A 17,378-nucleotide genomic window follows, 5' to 3' on the forward strand; every position below is an offset into this window, starting at 1 on the left:
TCCTCAAACTAACTTAATTTATTCGACTTGTAATAACTGCTTTTGCCACAATTTGATTATTGATATAGATTTCAAAGTCAACTATACCACTTCTTCTGGTTTCTGTAATAATTTTCGGATAAATTTTTAATTGATCCTCAATCTGTGCAGCATGTAAAAAGTATATCATCATTTGCTCAATAATGATATTTTTTTGATATTTCCGAGTTAAGACTTTAACCGAAATTTCTTTCAACAACTCCGAAATAATCCCTTGCGCCAAATTCCCTGTACTATCAATCATATTAGGTTCAACCACTAATTGGAAAAAGTGATTGTATTCTTCTAATTCAGAAATAATCTGTTCACTGTAGGTATTGTGACTAATGGCTGGACTCTTTTTTAAATTATCCATGGCATGACGTCTGGTGATAACACCCATAACTCGGTTATCGTCGTCGACCACAGGTAACATGTTTAAATCTTCGAAAATCATCTTTTGTCCGACATTAGCTAGACTCGTTTTCGGATAAACAACAATAGGATCCTGCGACATAATCTCACGAATAATGGTGTTTGGTTCTCGACCAACAATATCGCGCATGCTGACAACGCCGGCAATTTTATTCTCTTTATTAAGAACGGGGAAACGCACATTACTTGTTGCCTTAGCCAAGCGGTTAAAATTGGCAATAGAGTCGAGCTCATGAATATAGCCATAATCATCAAGCGGAATCAAGGCACTTTCGACAGTCTTCAAGTCCGTCTTAATTCGGAAATTGAGCAAGGCATGGTTTATTAAGGTTGCGACCGTAAAGGTATCGTAGCGAGTTACCATAACAGGAATACCTAATTGATTAGCAGTTGAGAGAACCCGATTTGAAATAGGGAAACCACCTGTAACCAAAATGGCATTATGGTTTTTCAAAGCCAGAAGTTGAATCTCTTCACGGTCCCCAACAATGAGAAGTCCCCCTTTTACCAAATATCGTCCAATATTTTTCTCCGTCATGGCACCAATGGAGAATTTCGAAAACTCGTGACTGAGACCAACATGACCAGCTAAGACCTCAGAATTTGAAATTCTAGCAATTTCAGTATAGGTCAGCTTGTCAATCCGCATCCGGTTTTTACGTTCTACCCGAACTGTTCCACTCCGTGGCTTAGTCTCAACAATCCCACGATTTTCCGCCTCTTTAATAGCCCGATAAGCTGTCCCATCACTAACCTTCAAATGGTTAGAAATACTACGGACACTCACACGCTTGCCGATAGCAAGTTTCTCAAGATACTCTAAAATTTCCTGATGTTTACTCATGATAATCACCTTTAGTTATTTGGTATTCATAATACTCACGCATTTTATGGGTGTAACGATCACTGCCCTTAAAAGACTTTTTAAAGACAAAGGAAGCAGCTCTTGCAACAGCTTGACTAGCCAGATTTTCTTTGTGGGTAACAATTTGGAGCGACACTAGCCCCAACTGTGTCAGAGCCCGCCAAGCGACCAAACGGACTGCTTCAGTCATATAGCCCTTGCCCCGATAGTTGGACCTCAAAAAATAGCCTAGTTCCGACTTCCCATCGCTGACATTCACATTCTCAAATTTAAGAAAGCCTATCATTTGATCCTGATTTTTTAGACAAATAGCCCAGCATCCTAGCGGATTTTTCAAAAAAGCATGGGTCAAAAGGTAATCACTCTCGAGCTTAGTTGCCACTGCTGGAAAAATAAACGAGAGCTCTTGGGCATCCGACGCAATCTCAAAAAAGGCTGACGCGTCTGCATAAGTCACAGGCCTCAAATACAAGCGGTCACTCTCTAGAAAAGTCAATTTCGCCAATTGCGTCCAAAAATCCATAAACACCTTTTCCCTTGCCTAGTTTGAGATAATTATAACAAATTTTTAACTATTTTACTATAACAGATTGATGAAAATCAGAAACTGTATCAATCACACCAAAAAAGACTCTGAAATCAGAGTCTTTAGCATTATTTAAATGGCTTATTTGTGCTGTCTCCAAATATGTGTATCAATCAAGCCACAAAAAGCATCCACAGATGAGACACCAGTAAATTCAGATTCACCGGCTAATTTACGAACAAGGGCTTCCATCGTATTTGGTTTGCCATCGTAAGCATTGATATATGTCCCAGTTTGCGGCATATCAGCAAGAGCGAAAGCATGTTGAACAGAAACAACGATAGATGGAATTTCATGAACGTAGAATGGTTGGTCTGGCGTACCTTTAGCAGCTGGCCAAACAATTCGTTGAACCGTTCCACCAGAGTTAACATCAACCAAGTTAATGATTAAATCATAATTGTCAGTCAAGTTAGAAATTGGTTGTTTTTGAGCGTAAACATTAGCAAAGGCTGCCGCACGTTCACTTTCAGGTAACTTCATGATTCTTTCTTCCGTAGATTCCCAAACTGTCACCTGATGACCACGCGCCTCAAGCAATTCTTTAACATGATCAGAAGCTCGTTTTTTATTTCCGGCAATCATAGCACCGAAGCCACCCTTATGGCCTTCAACGTTGACAATCAAGATGCGTTTGTAACGGTCAGGAGTCACAGGGAAAATGTCTTTTTGTTTGTCTTTAACCAGGGTAATGGCTTTATCCGCAACTTGATCGGAAATAGCTTGCGCTTTGTCAGAATGAATACGTGCCATTGCTTCTTCTTTTGGTAAGAATAAGTCTTGACGGCGACCTTCAAATTGATGAAGCCCTAATTTAGCACGGAGACCAAGAGAACGACGAAGAGCATCGTGCAAGCGTTCATCTGAAAGAATACCATTTTCATAGCCTTCCTTCATCCATTGCAAGTCTTCTTCTGGGTCATTAAAAAACAAGAAAAGGTCACAACCAGCTTCAATAGCTGTTGGCAATAATTCACGACGTGGCATTGAAGCCGTCATGGCAACCATGTGAGAGGCATCGGTAACAATTGCCCCATTATAACCTAATTCACCACGCAGTAATTCATCAAGTAATGTTTTGTTTAAAGATGCTGGTAACATCTCATCCAGTTCACGCTCAGGATGCATTTCTTTTTCCACATTTGGCAAGTGGATATGCCCTGACATAATACCAGGTAAACCGGCTTCAATCAATTCACCATAAATGCGACCGAAAGTAGACATCCATTCTTCTTTGCCCATTGGGTTTGAAGCGTAAGATAAATGATGGTCACGCTCGTCAATACCATCGCCCGGGAAGTGTTTGGCAAATGGCATAATGTTGTGCTCCATAATCCCTTTCATGTATTGTTTAGAAAGGTCAATAATTTGATCAACATTTGAACCCCAAGTACGGTTAGCAATAATAGGGTTACGCCAGTTACGGGTAATATCAACAATTGGTGCAAAGGAAGCATTACAACCTACAGCTGAAGCTTCAATACCAGCAATACGCCCCATTTCATAAGCATATTGAGAATCATTTGTTGCAGCAATCTTAATTTCATCACCAACCATAGTACCGTCAGTTACAGCACCATCGCCACCGGATTCGGTATTGGCAGCAATTAACATTGGCCATTTTGATTTGGTTTGTAAAATAAAGTTTTGATCGTAAATCTCACTAGCAGGTCCTTTATTATAACGAACGGCTGCGATATGGTAATCATTTAAAACTTGTGTCAAATAGTCTTCTGAACGACTAGCTCCCATATTGAAGAATAATTGACCAATTTTTTCATCAAGTGTCATCTCGCTAATGGTTTTCTCAACCCAAGCAATTGCTTCCTGATCTAAGTTAAAGGGTTTTTTTGTTAAATCAACTAAATGTGTCATTTTTTTGTCCTTTCTGACAGCTCGTCTATTCTAAGTTTTGCCAAAATGCATCTTTGAATGCTTCTTTATCTTGCTCGCTTAAGTTGCCATTTACAAAAGCATCTGCGATTTTATCTTTTAAATTAAGCCAAGAGAATTCTTCTTTCCCTACAAGAATTGGATAAAAGCTAACAGCATTTTGCTCAGCAGCTGCTAAATCACCAGGTGAATCACCAACCATCATGATTTTTTCAGGGGTAAAGCCTTCTTTAATCAGACCAGCGATGACATCTTCTTTTTTACCTCGGTCTTGACAATATAGGTCGTCAACATGAGCCATCAATCCTTGTTCTTGCCACTCTTCTTCAACCGCTTCTTTATTCGCAGAACTCACAACATAAACTTTTCCTAAATCATGACATTTTGCCAGGGTTTCAAGAGCACTTGGGAAAGCTAAAGCATCACCTTCATAGGCCTTAATCTGACGGTTGACTTCATTTGACCAGTCCAAAGCCTTCAGCAAATCATCACTTGAATTCTTTGCGAGAGCCTCTTCTAAAGACTGATTTGAGAGGGAATTGCTTGTTTCAACCCACTCTTTAAGAGCTGAGATATTTTCCAAACCAGCATATTCCAAGCCCATAACCAAACCAACAAAACGGTTAACGCCACGGGTTTTCGAAAAAAGATTAACCCGATCCCATTCCATCAAAAAGTCTTCTTTTTGGGAAATACCAAAGGTGTCAGCAGCGATGGGACCAAAAAACAATTGGTGTTTGTAGGTCATGGTATCCATGGCACAACCATCGGAATCAACACAAAAGACATAGCTTTGCTTTATATCTGTCATAAGAACCTCCATTTTCCTGTAATTCATCTGATGAATTTATTATATCACGACTTGAAAACGGTGTCAATTAAAAAATAACTTATTTATAAGATAAAATCATATGACCACTTTCTGTTTTTCAAAGAGCTAAGTCATCTATTCGAAAAAATTGTTTGAAATATGAAATGACTGCTTTTTGTGCATTTTCAGATGAATGCTATGGGGTTAGAGCCTGATCACTTTTCGGTCTAAATCAAAAAGCCCCGGGCCTTTAGGGAGATTAACTAAAGGTCAGAGCTTTTATGATTTTTAGAGAAGACACACTATTAGCTTTGCGATGTCACAAAGTGACGAAAAGATTAAACACCTGAGTAGGCAGCAAATCCACCATCGATTGGTAATACGACACCATTTACAAAGCTTGCTGATTGTTCGTCAGCTAGGAAGAAGAGACCGCCGATCAATTCTTCAGCTTCCCCAAAACGTCCCATTGGTGTGTTATTAAGGATTTTTTCTGCACGAGCTGTTGGTTGACCATCTTCAGAGAAAAGAAGGCCACGGTTTTGGTTGGTTACTAGGAAACCTGGAGCAATGGCGTTACAACGGATACCAACTTTAGAGAAGTGAACCGCTAACCATTGGGTAAAGTTACTGATTGCTGCTTTTGCACCTGAATAAGCAGGGATTTTTGTTAGGGGTGTGAAGGCATTCATTGATGAAATGTTAATAATGTTTGCACCTGGACGACCAACCATATCTTGTGCAAAAACTTGTGTTGGTAATAAGGTACCTAAGTAGTTTAGGTTGAAGACAAAACTGATACCTGCTTCATCTAAGTCAAAGAAAGTTTTTGTTTCTGCTGGTAAATCAAGAGCATGGAATTCATTGTCAGTTGTTGCTTTTGGTGAGTTACCGCCAGCACCATTTACTAAGATATCAGTAACGCCAAGATCCTTAAGAACGGCTTGACGAACTTCTTCTAAGTTTTCTTTTGATAAAACATTTGCTTTATAAGCTTTAGCAATGCCACCCTCTGCTTCAATTTCATCAACGAATTTTTGAGCTGCTTCTTGATTAAGGTCTAAGAGGGCAACTTTAGCACCTGCTTTAGCGAATTCTTTAGCCATAAAGCCACAAAGGACACCACCAGCTCCCGTTACAACAACTACTTTATCTTTAAAATCAATTACTCTAGCCATATTATCCTCTTTCTTTTTCTTCCGAATTATTTATTGCCAACTGTTTTTGCTTTAATACCGAAGTCAGGTGTTTTACCTGCTGCACGCATATTTGCTTCATATAAACCATTAAAGTAGGTTGCACCTAAGGCACGATCGTAAAGACCATAACCTGGTGTTTTGGTTTGATCACCCCAAATGCGACGACCATGGTCGGGACGAAGTGACCCTTGCCAATCATAATCTACCAAGAGTTTGATAACACCGTTCATGTCGATATCACCAGCTTGTGACAAGTGAGCTGTTTCTTGGAAGCCCCAATCACCAGCAGTTACATTACGTGTATGCATAAAGTTGATACGGTTTCGTTTCAAAGCATATTCTGTCATAGCAAGGACATCATTTTTAGGATCTGACGCATATGATCCAACACACATGGTAATGCCGTTATTTTCTGAATCATAGATATTCAAGAACCTTTCAACTGCTTCTTGTCCAGTAATAATTCTAGGTAAACCAAAGATTCCATACGGAGGATCATCAGGGTGAATCGCCATTTTTACACCAGCTGCCTCAGCTGTAGGCATGATAGCTTTAATAAAGTAGTCTAAGTTAGCCCACAACTCTTCTTCAGAAATATTATTGCGGTAGTTTTCAATAATGGCTTTCATTTCTTCTTTGGAATATGATGAATCCCAACCTGGTAAGTTTAAGTCATCCGCTACAGGATCAACACCTTCTAAGTCAGATTTTAAGAAAGCTAGGGAAGTTGACCCATCTGGCAGTGGATGGTTTAAGTCAGAACGTGTCCAGTCGAAAACAGGCATGAAATTGTAACAAACAACTGGAATTCCAGCTTGACCAACGTTTTCAATGGATGTTTTGTAGTTCTCAATCAACTGATCACGCGTGTCTTTACCTTGTTTGATATCTTCGTGAACGGGAATTGATTCAATAACTGTAATTTCTAAACCAGCATCCTCTACCATTTTTTTCAATTCTAAAATGTTTTCCAAAGGCCAAGCTTGACCAACAGGAACATCATAAACTGCTGTTACAATCCCTTGCATACCAGGAATAGCTTTAATTTCTTCAAGGGTTACAGGATCATTTTTCCCGTACCATCTAAATGACAATTTCATCTTAATACCTCTAGTTTTCTTTTTAGTTAAAATAGGCTTGCGCATTGTTATAAGCAATGTCCTGAGCCATCTTGCCTAGAGCATCATAATCTTCAGGAACTTGGCCTTGGCTGATCCACTGACCTAAGTAGTTTGCAAGTATTCTGCGGAAATAATCATGACGTTGATAAGACAAGAAGCTGCGCGAATCTGTCAACATACCAACAAAGTTCGCTAAAATACCTTGTTCTGCTAATGCATCCATTTGACTAATCATACCAAGCTTAGTATCCGCAAACCACCAACCTGCACCAAATTGAAGATAAGATTTAACCCCATCTTCATTAGCTTGGAAGTTGGCAAGGGTATTTGCCACCGCAATGTTATAGGATGGGTTAAGGTTATACCAAATCATTTTTGGCAGACTGTCCTTTTGAACAAGATTGTCCAAGAGACGGTTCATATTAAGAGTTAAAGCAGTTTGGTCACCCATGGAATCGATACCAACATCGGCACCTAATTTTTTATAAAGCTCTGAATGATTATTCCGAAGTGCTCCAAAGTGAACCTGTGTGATAAAACCATATTTTTTATAAAGTCGGCATAGTTGGGCAAAAAGTGCTGTTTGCCATTGTTTGATATCTAAAGTAGCCATTTTTTCACCCTTAAGTGCTTTCGCTAACAAGTTATCTAAGACTTGGTCATCAGCTTCTTCAAAGACAATTTCTGTAAAGGAAATGTCACTTGCCTTACAACCATGTTGAGCAAAGTAGGCAATCCGTTCTTCTAAAGCAGCCACAAAAGATTGGAAATCTGTAATCTGACGATTGGTTTTTTCACTTAAGCCTTTAACAAAATCAGCAAATTGAGTATGTTCAATAAAAGCTTGGTCCGGTCTGAAAGTCGGCGCAACAGTTGTTGACATGCTGTCATCAGCCTCCAGTTTTGAATGCCACTCCAGATCATCTAAAGGATTATCGGTTGTTCCTATAAAGGTAACCTTGCTTGCTGCAATCAGTTTTCTTGGTGAGATTTCTTCTTTTTGAATGTAAGTATTGAGACGGTTATAAATCGCTTCAGCATTTGCTTCAGTTAAGACTTCTTCAATCCCAAAGACATTCTTCAATTCCATTGCTGACCAATGGTATACTGGGTTACCATAAGCACGTTCCAAGGTTCTAGCAAAAGCTTTGAATTTGCTTAGTTTATCAGCGCTACCAGTAATCTCATCTTCAGAAACACCGTTAGCACGCATGAGACGCCATTTGTAGTGGTCACCACCTAACCAGATGTCAACAATATTTTCGTAAACCTTGTCTTCAAAGATTTCTTTAGGATCTAAATGGCAATGGTAATCAAAAATAGGTTGGTCTTTAATGTCTTGATAGATGCGTTTCGCAGCACCCGTTTGTAGCATAAAATTGTCATCATTGAAAGCCATAAGCTACTCCTCTTATTTGTCTAAAGCTGAAACAAAAGCTTTTGCAACTTCTGTGACACTTTCGTATCCTTGACTGACAACATTCCGAGCTAAAGCTGAGCCAACACCAACAGCAACCGCACCAGCTTTTTTCCAGTCAGCAACATTATCGATTGAAACACCTCCCGAAGGCATTAAAGCAACTTCTGGGATCGGTCCGTGAATATCTTTAATAAAACCAGGTCCAACTTGCCCCCCAGGGAAAAGTTTAATGATTGGGCAAGAAGCTTCATAGCAGTAACAACTTCTGTAACAGTCGCACAACCTGGGAAATAATAAACCTTATTTTCAATAGCTAAATTTGCTATTGATGGATCAAAATGAGGACTTACTAGGAAGACGGCACCTGCATCAATGGCTTCTTGCGCTAACTTGCTATCCATAACTGTACCAGCACCAATGACCACATCCTTACGATCTGCAAATTCCTCAGACAAATCTGCCATAACTTGGGCTGCATTTGGTATTGAAAAAGTGATTTCAATATTGCGAATTCCTCCAGCAATAGCATAACGTGAAATCTCTTTAGCATCCTCTTCATCCGCTCCACGTACCACTGCAAAAAAGTAATTTTCTTTTAAGACATCTAACATAGTGACCTCCTCATTTGTAATCGTTATCATAATTCTATTATAGAAGTCATCAGATGAATTGTCAAGGATTTTATATTAAAAATCGAAAAAAAAGATCAGATTTCTCTGATCTCCTTCTCTTATTTTTTAGGATTATCTGTAGCCGGTAGACCTTGAATGTCAATTTTCTTATCAAACCAATCGTTTAAAACCGTTTGTCTAACAGTCAATATATGGGCAAGCATGCTATCATATGCAGCAATTGGGTGGCGAGATTGAATAGCTTTTAAAATATTTCGGTGAGCATCAATACTAGTCTGTTTCATCTGACGATTTGAATAATCCTCATTAATGATTTGAATAGACTGATTGATAACCGGAATCATACTGGTAACAGCAATATTACCACTCATTTCCGCCAGCATACTATGGAATTTAACATCCAATTCCAAATGGATGGGATCATTTTCTGCCAGAGCCTTCTCGATAGCTAAGACAACCTCTTCCAACCTAACAATATCTTCGTCGGAAGCAAATTGAGCTGCCCGCTCAGCGATTCTCGGCTCCAAAAGATAGCGTAACTCAAATAAGTCAGTTGTTAACTTAACCCGGTCTTTAACAAAGGCAAAGCCAAAAGGGTCTTCTGCAACACCTTTTTTGGAACTAATGTAGGTCCCTGAACCTTGTCTAACCTCTAAGATGTTACGAGCCGCTAAACTACGAACAGCTTCACGAACAGTACTACGACCAACATCTAAATCTTGAGCTAATTCATATTCATTGGGAAGCTTAGCACCAATGGGATAATCACGTTCTAATATCAATTGTAACAAGCGTTCTGCTGCTTGTTCTACTAATGGTCTAGCCATTTTGTCACCTCTTCTAATTTACCTATTACTATTGTACACTATTTCTTTTTGTAATGGTAATTAGGAATGGCTTGCCAACGTTTTCTGAAATCTTTAACCACTTGTTTGGGCTGACGATTTCTTGAGAAGAGTCCTTTATGATTTCCTTGCACGCGCAGAATCATCAAATTGGTTTCAAAGTCCGCAAAGTTCCAAACCTGTTCTCCAATCAAATTCGGAATCTCATCAAAGACACCATGAGTCATTTCATAAAAGGCTGACTGGAATTCTTCAGTATAAGGAATATCCCAGGAAGAATGGAGACCTGGTAAGGTATCAGCCCCATATTCCGTCATGACGATTGGTTTTTCCGGGAATTTTTCTTGCCATTGCAAGAGTTCTTGACGAAGACCTTTTGCCGCTTTTTTCAAATCACCATGATCTACATACCAACCATAATAACGGTTTAAGCAGATGACATCCACCAAATCCATAGCCAAATCTTTGTCCGGTGTCGCCATCAAGATATTTACTAAGGTAACCGGACGTTTTTGTGGATCCAAGTCTTTATAGAGTTTAACTAAGGGTTCAAAATACTCATGTGCCCCTTGTTCATGACTGGCAGGCTCATTGGCCACCACCCACATGACCACTGATGGGTGATTTTTATCGCGAGCAACCAATTCTTGAATTGCCAATTGATGGGCTTCTTTCGTTTCCATTTTTTGCCAAGTGCCATTATCTTTCCCATCAAGGTCTAGTGATGCGGTAAAGTTTTGGAATAAGCCAACGGCAGGGATTTCATCAATAACAAGAATACCCATGCGGTCTGCCAAGCGCATCATTTCCTCTGAATAAGGATAGTGAGAGGTTCGAAAGGAATTAGCGCCCATCTCTTTCATCAGGTTCAAATCCATTAAGTTAGCTGCCTCATTAAGGCCGCGGCCGTTTATAAAGGTATCCTCATGTTTTCCGAAACCTTTAAAGTAAACTGGCTTGTTATTAATTAAGAATTGGCCATTTTGCACAGCGATTTTCCGGAGACCAAAAGGTTCTTCATAGACATCTAACAGCTGACCATTCTTGTATGTTTCGATCCGAGCTGTGTATAGGTAAGCATCTAGAACTTCCCAAAGTCTGATTTGGTTAAGGTGGATGTCAGACGATTCAGACTCAGCTAGGATTTTACCATCATCATCCATAATGGTGAAACGATAGCTATCAACAGCTTGGCTAGTTTCTACTGCGATATGAAGGTCGGCACTAGATAAATCATCTGATAGTTGGGATGTAATGACAATATCACTAATATGGTTTTTGGGTCTAACAACTAATTTAACGGGACGATGAATGCCAGCATAGTTGAAGAAATCAAAGTTTTCTTTAACAACTTTGCGAACTTGGCCATCTTCATCAATTTCTTCAGAATAATTACCTACTGGAAGGGTACTGTAATCAAGTATATTATTGGCACAGACTGATAAGCGTAAGCTAGACTCATTAACTAATTGATCAGGTACAACTATCTCGAAAGGTGTAAAGCCACCTTTATGTTGACCAAGCAGTTGTCCATTGACATAGACTTTGGCATGATGGGTTACTGAGCCAAAACGCAAGACCAACTCTTCATTTTCAGCTACTTTAGGAATTTCAAGTGTTCTTTCATACCAGAAGTCACCAATGTAATTACGTTTATCTTTATCAACAACCACATCATTAAAAGAACTTGGAACAACCATAACTTCTTCATTTGATAAAATTTCATCTGGATTATGGTTTCCTAATTTAAATTGCCATAAACCACTCAAATCATAGACACTTCTACTTTTACTTAAACTTGGATATAACATTATTTTTCTCCTTATCGTTTGATTTCATGTGACTCTTGGTATAATAATTGTTCAATATCGTGTTTAGTCACAACATTAATATCACCTTCAATAGTATGTTTAAACTTAAAGCAAGCCATGGCTATATCGAGAACTAATTGAGCTGGTGATTGTTTTAATAAGCCATGAATCAGTCCTGCAGTAAAGGCATCACCTGTTCCAACACGATCTAGCACTTGAATGCCAGCTTTCTCAGTTTTATAGAGTTTACCATCTTGATAGAGAAAGCCTTTCAATTGGTATTCATTGGTATGAGTACTTTCTCTTTGGGTAAAAGCAATGCTTTCTAATTGGTAACATTCAGCTAATTCCTTAAGAACTTGCTTTAATAACTCTTGATCTTTATAGGGCCTTGTTAGGCCTAGTTCATCTTTCAAGTCTCCTTCTTGACCTGGCAAATCAATGGGCTCAAGACCAATACAAACATCAGCCAGTTTTAAAAAGGGTGATAATTTTTCTCGGGCATCTTGGAAAGAATCCCATAAGCTAGCTCGGAAATTCAAATCAAAGGATATTTTTATCCCTAATCCCTGTGCCTTCTCCATTAAGAAATAGGTTAAGTCATACAAATCAGTCGTTAATGCCGGCGTGATGCCTGAGACATGGAACCAATCTGCTCCATCAAAAACCTTTGCAAAATCAAAATCAGCCAGTTTACTTTCCCAAAAAGCAGAGTACTTTCGGTCATAGGTGACTCGACTAGCACGCAAAGAAAAGCCTTTTTGATAGAAATAGAGTCCTAGACGATGACCTTTTCTAAGAATATAATCTTGGCCGATTTGTTTAGAAAAAAGAAATTGTTCTGTCATCCGTCCCAAGTCATTATCAGGAATGACTGAAATCAAGGAAACGTGAAGACCCAGTTGCGCCAACGTCGCCAAGACATTAAGCTCTGACCCTCCGAACTGACAATCCAATTGATTGGCCTGTGTTAAGGTCTGGTATTGAGGTGGACTTAAACGTAATAAAATTTCACCTAATGAAACGACTTTTTTCACATTAACCTCCTATATAATTCTTTTCATATAAAGAAAACAGCTCACTTGAGGTGAAGCTGTTTCTTTGAATTAGTCTTTGTCGACTGGATAATCGGTTACATCAACATAATCCATATCAGTTAATGGTACGTTTTTAGCAATCGCTTTAACACGTTCATCACTTGAAGCAGACTTCATGACTTGAATTTTTTCTTGAATGCGAACCATTTCTTCTTTGTCTAGTTTATAGAATTTCATTAAGAAAAGAGCAACTAGTAAAGAGATAAATGGAATACCTACTAATAAGATAATTGTAGCCATTTTAAGTTCTGGTGTCAAAGGTGTTTCCATTGTTGGGAATTTTTTCGCAAAACCAATTGTCGCTAAGATAGCTCCGACAACCATTGGTGCAAAAGATGATGCAATCGAATCTGTTAAGGAGAAGATTGTTCCAATCATCCCTGAAACATAACGACCAGATTCAGATGTTTCATAGTCAGAAATATCCGCACCCATTGTTAATACAAGTCCTGCTGGTGCCTGGCTTAAATAGCGCGCAGCAATATAAGTGATGATAAATGTAATGGTATATAAATTAATGTTTGTTAAACTTAAAGAACCAGGTTTACCAAAGAATAGAACGACTCCGAATACAAGAAGTGACATTAGAGATAACTGTAATGCCTTAATATATGAGAAACGTAAGCCTTTTTTACGTGCCATTGCTGAAATCCAGATATTGATTAAGACACCAGGAACAACAAAGAGTAATGAGAATTGACCAGATAAGCCATAGTTACCAAAAAGGATTCCGTAAAGCATTACCATAACAACTGAATCCCCAAAGAATTGAACAGTGAATTTTACCAAAGCAGCTGCTATAGAAAGCACTTGTAACGGTTTGTTACCTTTAAGAACTTTCCAATAATCTTTGAGTTGCGTTTTCTGTGTTTTCTCACCGAGTCCAAAATATTCTTTACGGTCTTTAGACCAAATGCCAATAACTGCGAGGGTAGCCAATACTGCCGAAATAACAATGGTACCATAGATTAAGGCATTAAAGAATTGAGGAGTAAAATTTCCAAACTTAGGAATTAAGAATGAGGAAACAACGAATTGTCCACCTGTCATCAATGAAGTGTCATAACTGCATCTACGATATTGAAGATTGGACGTTGTTTTGGATCATTGGTAAGAGCTGTTTGCCCTGCTTTAGTAATGGTTTGTTGCATTGAATACCCGATTTTATGAATAATCAAAACAATGACAAATAGAGGGAAACGGATACCTTGATCAACATTTGCTAAAGCTAAGAGCATAATCAATGATAAGGCGGTAATGATATTACCAAGAATCAAAATTGGACGGTATTTCCCGAATTTTGTTTCCGTCTTATCAATTAGAATTCCGATTGCCGGGTCAATAAAACCATCAAAAATTCGAATGTAACCCATAATCTGACTAACAAAGATCGCTGCTAGACCTAAGATACCTGTAGAAAAGTAAGTCACAAACATAAAGGCAAATAAATAAATATTTGTGGATGCGTTATTTAGAGCAAATAGCACTAATTGCCAAACTTTCGCACGATTGTATGTGACAACTTCTTGTCTTTCCTCAAATGTTTTCTCCATCAGAGAAACCTCCTTGTTTTTGCTACCCTTTTTTGGAAGCGTTTTATTTACAAGTTAATAATACTATTCGTCTGATGAATTGTCAACTCTATTTTTGAAAAAATATTAATTTTATAAAAAAACCAGTAAATCCGGAGAGATTATAACCGATATTTTATAGAGATTCTTTAATTCATCTGATAAATATAGTTGGTATCACGTAAATCATCAGACAAAAAGAGCCAGGGACAATCCTATCCCTGGCTTTATATTTTTTAGATATCGAATGAAAGCAAGTTTCAAACTGGTGTTTTTCTAACTTCCTGATCTATTCTTCGATCAAAGAGATATCTGCACCTAAATCTTGAAGTTTCTTAATGATATTAGCATAGCCGCGTAAAATAAATTCAATGTTACGAATTTCTGTTTTTCCTTCTGCCATCAATCCTGCTGTCACAAGTGCTGCACCTGCTCTTAAGTCAGTTGCTTTTACTTGAGCACCCGTCAATTGATTTGGACCATGATAGACAATTTGTCCACCAACAATAGAAATGTCAGCTCCCATTCGTGCCATCTCCGGAACATGGTTGACCCGTTTTTCGTAGATGGTATCAATAATGGTTCCACGTCCATTTGCTGTTAATAAAAGTGGTGTCATTGGTTGTTGTAAGTCGGTAGCAAAACCTGGATATGGTGATGTTTTGATATTAACAGCTTTAAGATTTTCTTGTTTTTCAACAAAAATGGCATCTTCTTCAACTGTCATCCGTACACCCATTTCTTCAAGTTTGGCAATAAAACTCTCAAGGTGCTCATAAAGAACATTGGTAACTTTAACACCATCACCAATCGCTGCCGCCAAAGCAATATAGGTACCTGCTTCAATACGATCGGGAATCACTTGGTGATTCGTTCCATGAAGGGTATCAACACCCTCAATAGTGATGATATCCGTACCCGCTCCCCGAATATGAGCACCCATATTGTTTAATAAGGTTGCAATATCGATAATTTCTGGTTCTCTAGCCGCATTCTCAATAACGGTTTTCCCTTCAGCTCTGGTTGCTGCTAACATGGTGTTGATTGTTGCCCCAACACTTACCGTGTCCATATAGATATGGGCACCATGGAGACGACCATCCTTAGCTTCAAGATGCATATTTTCCCCCTCAAAGGAAACCTCTGCCCCCATAGCTTCAAAAGCTTTAAGGTGAAGATCAATAGGACGAGGTCCTAGGTCACAGCCACCAGGAAGACCTACAGTAGCTTTACCAAAGCGACCTAATAGTGAGCCATAAAAATAATATGAAGCTCTTAGACTATTAATTTTTCCGTAAGGCATGGGAATACTTTGAACTTGACTTGGGTCAATAACAAGAGTCTCTCCTTGATAATCAACCTCAGCACCCATAATTTCCATGATTTCGACTAAAGAAGCCACGTCACTGATGGCTGGAACACCATCTAAGGTAACTTTATCGCCAGCTAAAATAATTGCTGGAATCAATGCCACAACACTGTTTTTAGCGCCAGAGACCGCTACTTCCCCTGACAATCTTTTGCCACCGTTAATGATAATTTTTCGCATACTTTCAAATCTCTCTTAAACTAGAATTCAACCTTTTTATTTTATCATAATTTAATGAGCAATACAAATAGCTTGAATGGGCAAACTGCTTCGATAAAGACCTTAAAAGGCTATTTTGCAGTAAAAAAAGATAGACAAGACTGTCCATCTTTATAAAAAATTAAAATTGTAACAAAAATTTAACCAAGTAAAGCTTTCAATTGCTCCACCTTGTCCGTTTTTTCCCATGGTAAATCAATGTCAGTCCGACCCATATGGCCATATGCAGCTGTTTGCTTATAAATAGGTCTCTTTAAATCAAGCATTTTGATGATTCCGGCAGGACGGAGATCAAATAATTGTCTCACTGCTGCTTCAATGCGCCCCTCTTCAACAGTTGCCGTATTGAAGGTATCAATTCTAACAGACACAGGCTGGGCAACACCGATAGCATATGCTAATTGCACTTCAGCTTTTCGAGCTAGTCCAGCAGCAACAATATTTTTGGCAATGTAGCGAGCTGCATATGATGCGGAGCGATCCACTTTAGTGGCATCTTTACCTGAGAAAGCACCACCACCGTGACGTGAGTAACCACCGTAAGTGTCCACGATAATTTTACGACCAGTCAAACCAGAATCCCCTTGAGGTCCTCCAATAACGAAACGGCCAGTTGGATTAATAAAGAAGCGGGTTTGCTCATCTAATATGTTAGCTGGAATAACCGCTTTTACCACTTGTTCAATCACATCCTGACGAATTTGCTCATTAGTCACATCAGGGTCATGTTGAGTGGAAATAACGACAGTATCCACGCGCACTGGTTGGTCAGCTTCATCGTACTCAACAGTAACTTGCGATTTGGCATCTGGACGCAAATATGAAATAGCTCCAGATTTACGCAAATCAGCTAATTTTTTAACCAATTTATGTGACAGTGAAATTGGTAAAGGCATCAATTCTGGTGTTTCATCGATAGCAAAACCAAACATCAAACCTTGGTCGCCAGCACCGATCATGTTTAAATCATCTGCTTGCCCCTCACGTGCTTCAAGAGCCTCATTAACACCCATGGCAATATCAGCTGATTGTTCCACTAGAGATGGATGCACACCAACAGCATTAGCCGAAAAACCATATTCGGCTTCAGTATAGCCAATTTCAGCAATGGTATCACGAACCACTCGGTTAATATCAACATAAGCTTTGGTTGATATTTCCCCAAAAACATGAACTGAACCAGTATAAACAACTGTTTCTGCTGCCACATGGGCATCAGGATCCTCAGTAAGAATAGCATCTAAAATGGCATCAGAAATTTGATCAGCAATCTTGTCAGGATGCCCCTCTGATACAGATTCAGACGTGAATAATTTACGTTCTGACATAAAAATGTCCCCCTTTTAAAATAATAAAAGCTTACCAGTTTTGTTCTGGTAATATCAATTCGGCCAAATGCACAATGCATAACAACCTTGTCGAGTTAAAAAGTTACAAAGAACCAGAATCACTTCTGCCTTTTCGGGACTCATTAACTTTACTATTA

The 17,378-nt window shown here is 38.8% G+C and carries 11 protein-coding genes and 3 pseudogenes; all 14 read right to left on the reverse strand.

Features of this window, described 5'->3' with window-relative positions; all coding sequences use genetic code 11:
- Positions 1-13: 13 nt before the first annotated feature.
- The 14 genes and pseudogenes from spxR to metK all read right to left on the reverse strand — a co-directional run bounded on the left by spxR (position 14) and on the right by metK (position 17,220).
- Positions 14-1,297 (reverse strand): CBS-HotDog domain-containing transcription factor SpxR, encoded by a 1,284-nt coding sequence (spxR, locus tag AT575_RS04975; protein ID WP_165778646.1) that lies wholly within the window; start codon positions 1,295-1,297, stop codon positions 14-16.
- Entirely contained in the window at positions 1,290-1,841 is a 552-nt protein-coding gene (locus AT575_RS04980; protein ID WP_102777420.1) for a GNAT family N-acetyltransferase, read from the reverse strand. Before AT575_RS04980 ends, spxR begins: the two co-directional genes overlap by 8 nt.
- A gap of 144 nt (positions 1,842-1,985) precedes the next feature.
- A complete protein-coding gene (locus AT575_RS04985; RefSeq protein ID WP_102777421.1) occupies positions 1,986-3,779 on the reverse strand; it encodes a glycoside hydrolase family 3 protein in 1,794 nt (597 codons plus the stop codon).
- 25 nt (positions 3,780-3,804) lie between these two features.
- Positions 3,805-4,608 carry an HAD family hydrolase gene (locus AT575_RS04990; RefSeq protein WP_102777422.1) on the reverse strand — a complete coding sequence of 268 codons (804 nt, stop codon included), beginning with the start codon at positions 4,606-4,608 and terminating at the stop codon, positions 3,805-3,807.
- 338 nt (positions 4,609-4,946) lie between these two features.
- Positions 4,947-5,786, reverse strand: a complete 840-nt coding sequence (locus AT575_RS04995) for an SDR family oxidoreductase (protein WP_102777423.1) — start codon at positions 5,784-5,786, stop codon at positions 4,947-4,949.
- Positions 5,787-5,812: 26 nt separating this feature from the next.
- A complete protein-coding gene (locus AT575_RS05000; protein ID WP_102777424.1) occupies positions 5,813-6,907 on the reverse strand; it encodes a mannonate dehydratase in 1,095 nt (364 codons plus the stop codon).
- Between the two features lie 22 nt (positions 6,908-6,929).
- Positions 6,930-8,327, reverse strand: coding sequence for a glucuronate isomerase (gene uxaC / locus AT575_RS05005; protein WP_102777425.1), 1,398 nt, complete (start codon positions 8,325-8,327; stop codon positions 6,930-6,932).
- Between the two features lie 12 nt (positions 8,328-8,339).
- Positions 8,340-8,989: pseudogene (locus AT575_RS05010) on the reverse strand (bifunctional 4-hydroxy-2-oxoglutarate aldolase/2-dehydro-3-deoxy-phosphogluconate aldolase).
- Positions 8,990-9,078: 89 nt separating this feature from the next.
- On the reverse strand, positions 9,079-9,807 hold the full coding sequence (locus AT575_RS05015) for a FadR/GntR family transcriptional regulator (protein ID WP_102777426.1): 729 nt from the start codon (positions 9,805-9,807) through the stop codon (positions 9,079-9,081).
- A gap of 38 nt (positions 9,808-9,845) precedes the next feature.
- Positions 9,846-11,639: pseudogene (uidA, locus tag AT575_RS05020) on the reverse strand (beta-glucuronidase); the annotation flags it as partial.
- 8 nt (positions 11,640-11,647) lie between these two features.
- A complete protein-coding gene (locus AT575_RS05025; RefSeq protein WP_102777428.1) occupies positions 11,648-12,673 on the reverse strand; it encodes a sugar kinase in 1,026 nt (341 codons plus the stop codon).
- Positions 12,674-12,742: 69 nt separating this feature from the next.
- Positions 12,743-14,286, reverse strand: a pseudogene (locus tag AT575_RS05030) (MFS transporter).
- Positions 14,287-14,593: 307 nt separating this feature from the next.
- A complete protein-coding gene (locus AT575_RS05035; protein WP_102777429.1) occupies positions 14,594-15,853 on the reverse strand; it encodes a UDP-N-acetylglucosamine 1-carboxyvinyltransferase in 1,260 nt (419 codons plus the stop codon).
- A 179-nt stretch (positions 15,854-16,032) separates the two neighbouring features.
- Complete coding sequence (metK, locus tag AT575_RS05040) at positions 16,033-17,220, reverse strand: methionine adenosyltransferase (RefSeq protein WP_102777430.1); 1,188 nt, start codon at positions 17,218-17,220, stop codon at positions 16,033-16,035.
- Between the last annotated feature and the right edge of the window lie 158 nt (positions 17,221-17,378).

The organism is Streptococcus penaeicida, from assembly GCF_002887775.1.
GTDB lineage: Bacteria > Bacillota > Bacilli > Lactobacillales > Streptococcaceae > Streptococcus > Streptococcus penaeicida.

Bases quoted from the DNA above. Each gene is read 5' to 3' on its own strand.
- spxR (WP_165778646.1), bottom strand. From the start codon at position 1,297: ATGAGTAAACATCAGGAAATTTTAGAGTATCTTGAGAAACTTGCTATC.
- AT575_RS04980 (WP_102777420.1), bottom strand. From the start codon at position 1,841: ATGGATTTTTGGACGCAATTGGCGAAATTGACTTTTCTAGAGAGTGAC.
- AT575_RS04985 (WP_102777421.1), bottom strand. From the start codon at position 3,779: ATGACACATTTAGTTGATTTAACAAAAAAACCCTTTAACTTAGATCAG.
- AT575_RS04990 (WP_102777422.1), bottom strand. From the start codon at position 4,608: ATGACAGATATAAAGCAAAGCTATGTCTTTTGTGTTGATTCCGATGGT.
- AT575_RS04995 (WP_102777423.1), bottom strand. From the start codon at position 5,786: ATGGCTAGAGTAATTGATTTTAAAGATAAAGTAGTTGTTGTAACGGGA.
- AT575_RS05000 (WP_102777424.1), bottom strand. From the start codon at position 6,907: ATGAAATTGTCATTTAGATGGTACGGGAAAAATGATCCTGTAACCCTT.
- uxaC (WP_102777425.1), bottom strand. From the start codon at position 8,327: ATGGCTTTCAATGATGACAATTTTATGCTACAAACGGGTGCTGCGAAA.
- AT575_RS05015 (WP_102777426.1), bottom strand. From the start codon at position 9,807: ATGGCTAGACCATTAGTAGAACAAGCAGCAGAACGCTTGTTACAATTG.
- AT575_RS05035 (WP_102777429.1), bottom strand. From the start codon at position 15,853: ATGCGAAAAATTATCATTAACGGTGGCAAAAGATTGTCAGGGGAAGTA.
- metK (WP_102777430.1), bottom strand. From the start codon at position 17,220: ATGTCAGAACGTAAATTATTCACGTCTGAATCTGTATCAGAGGGGCAT.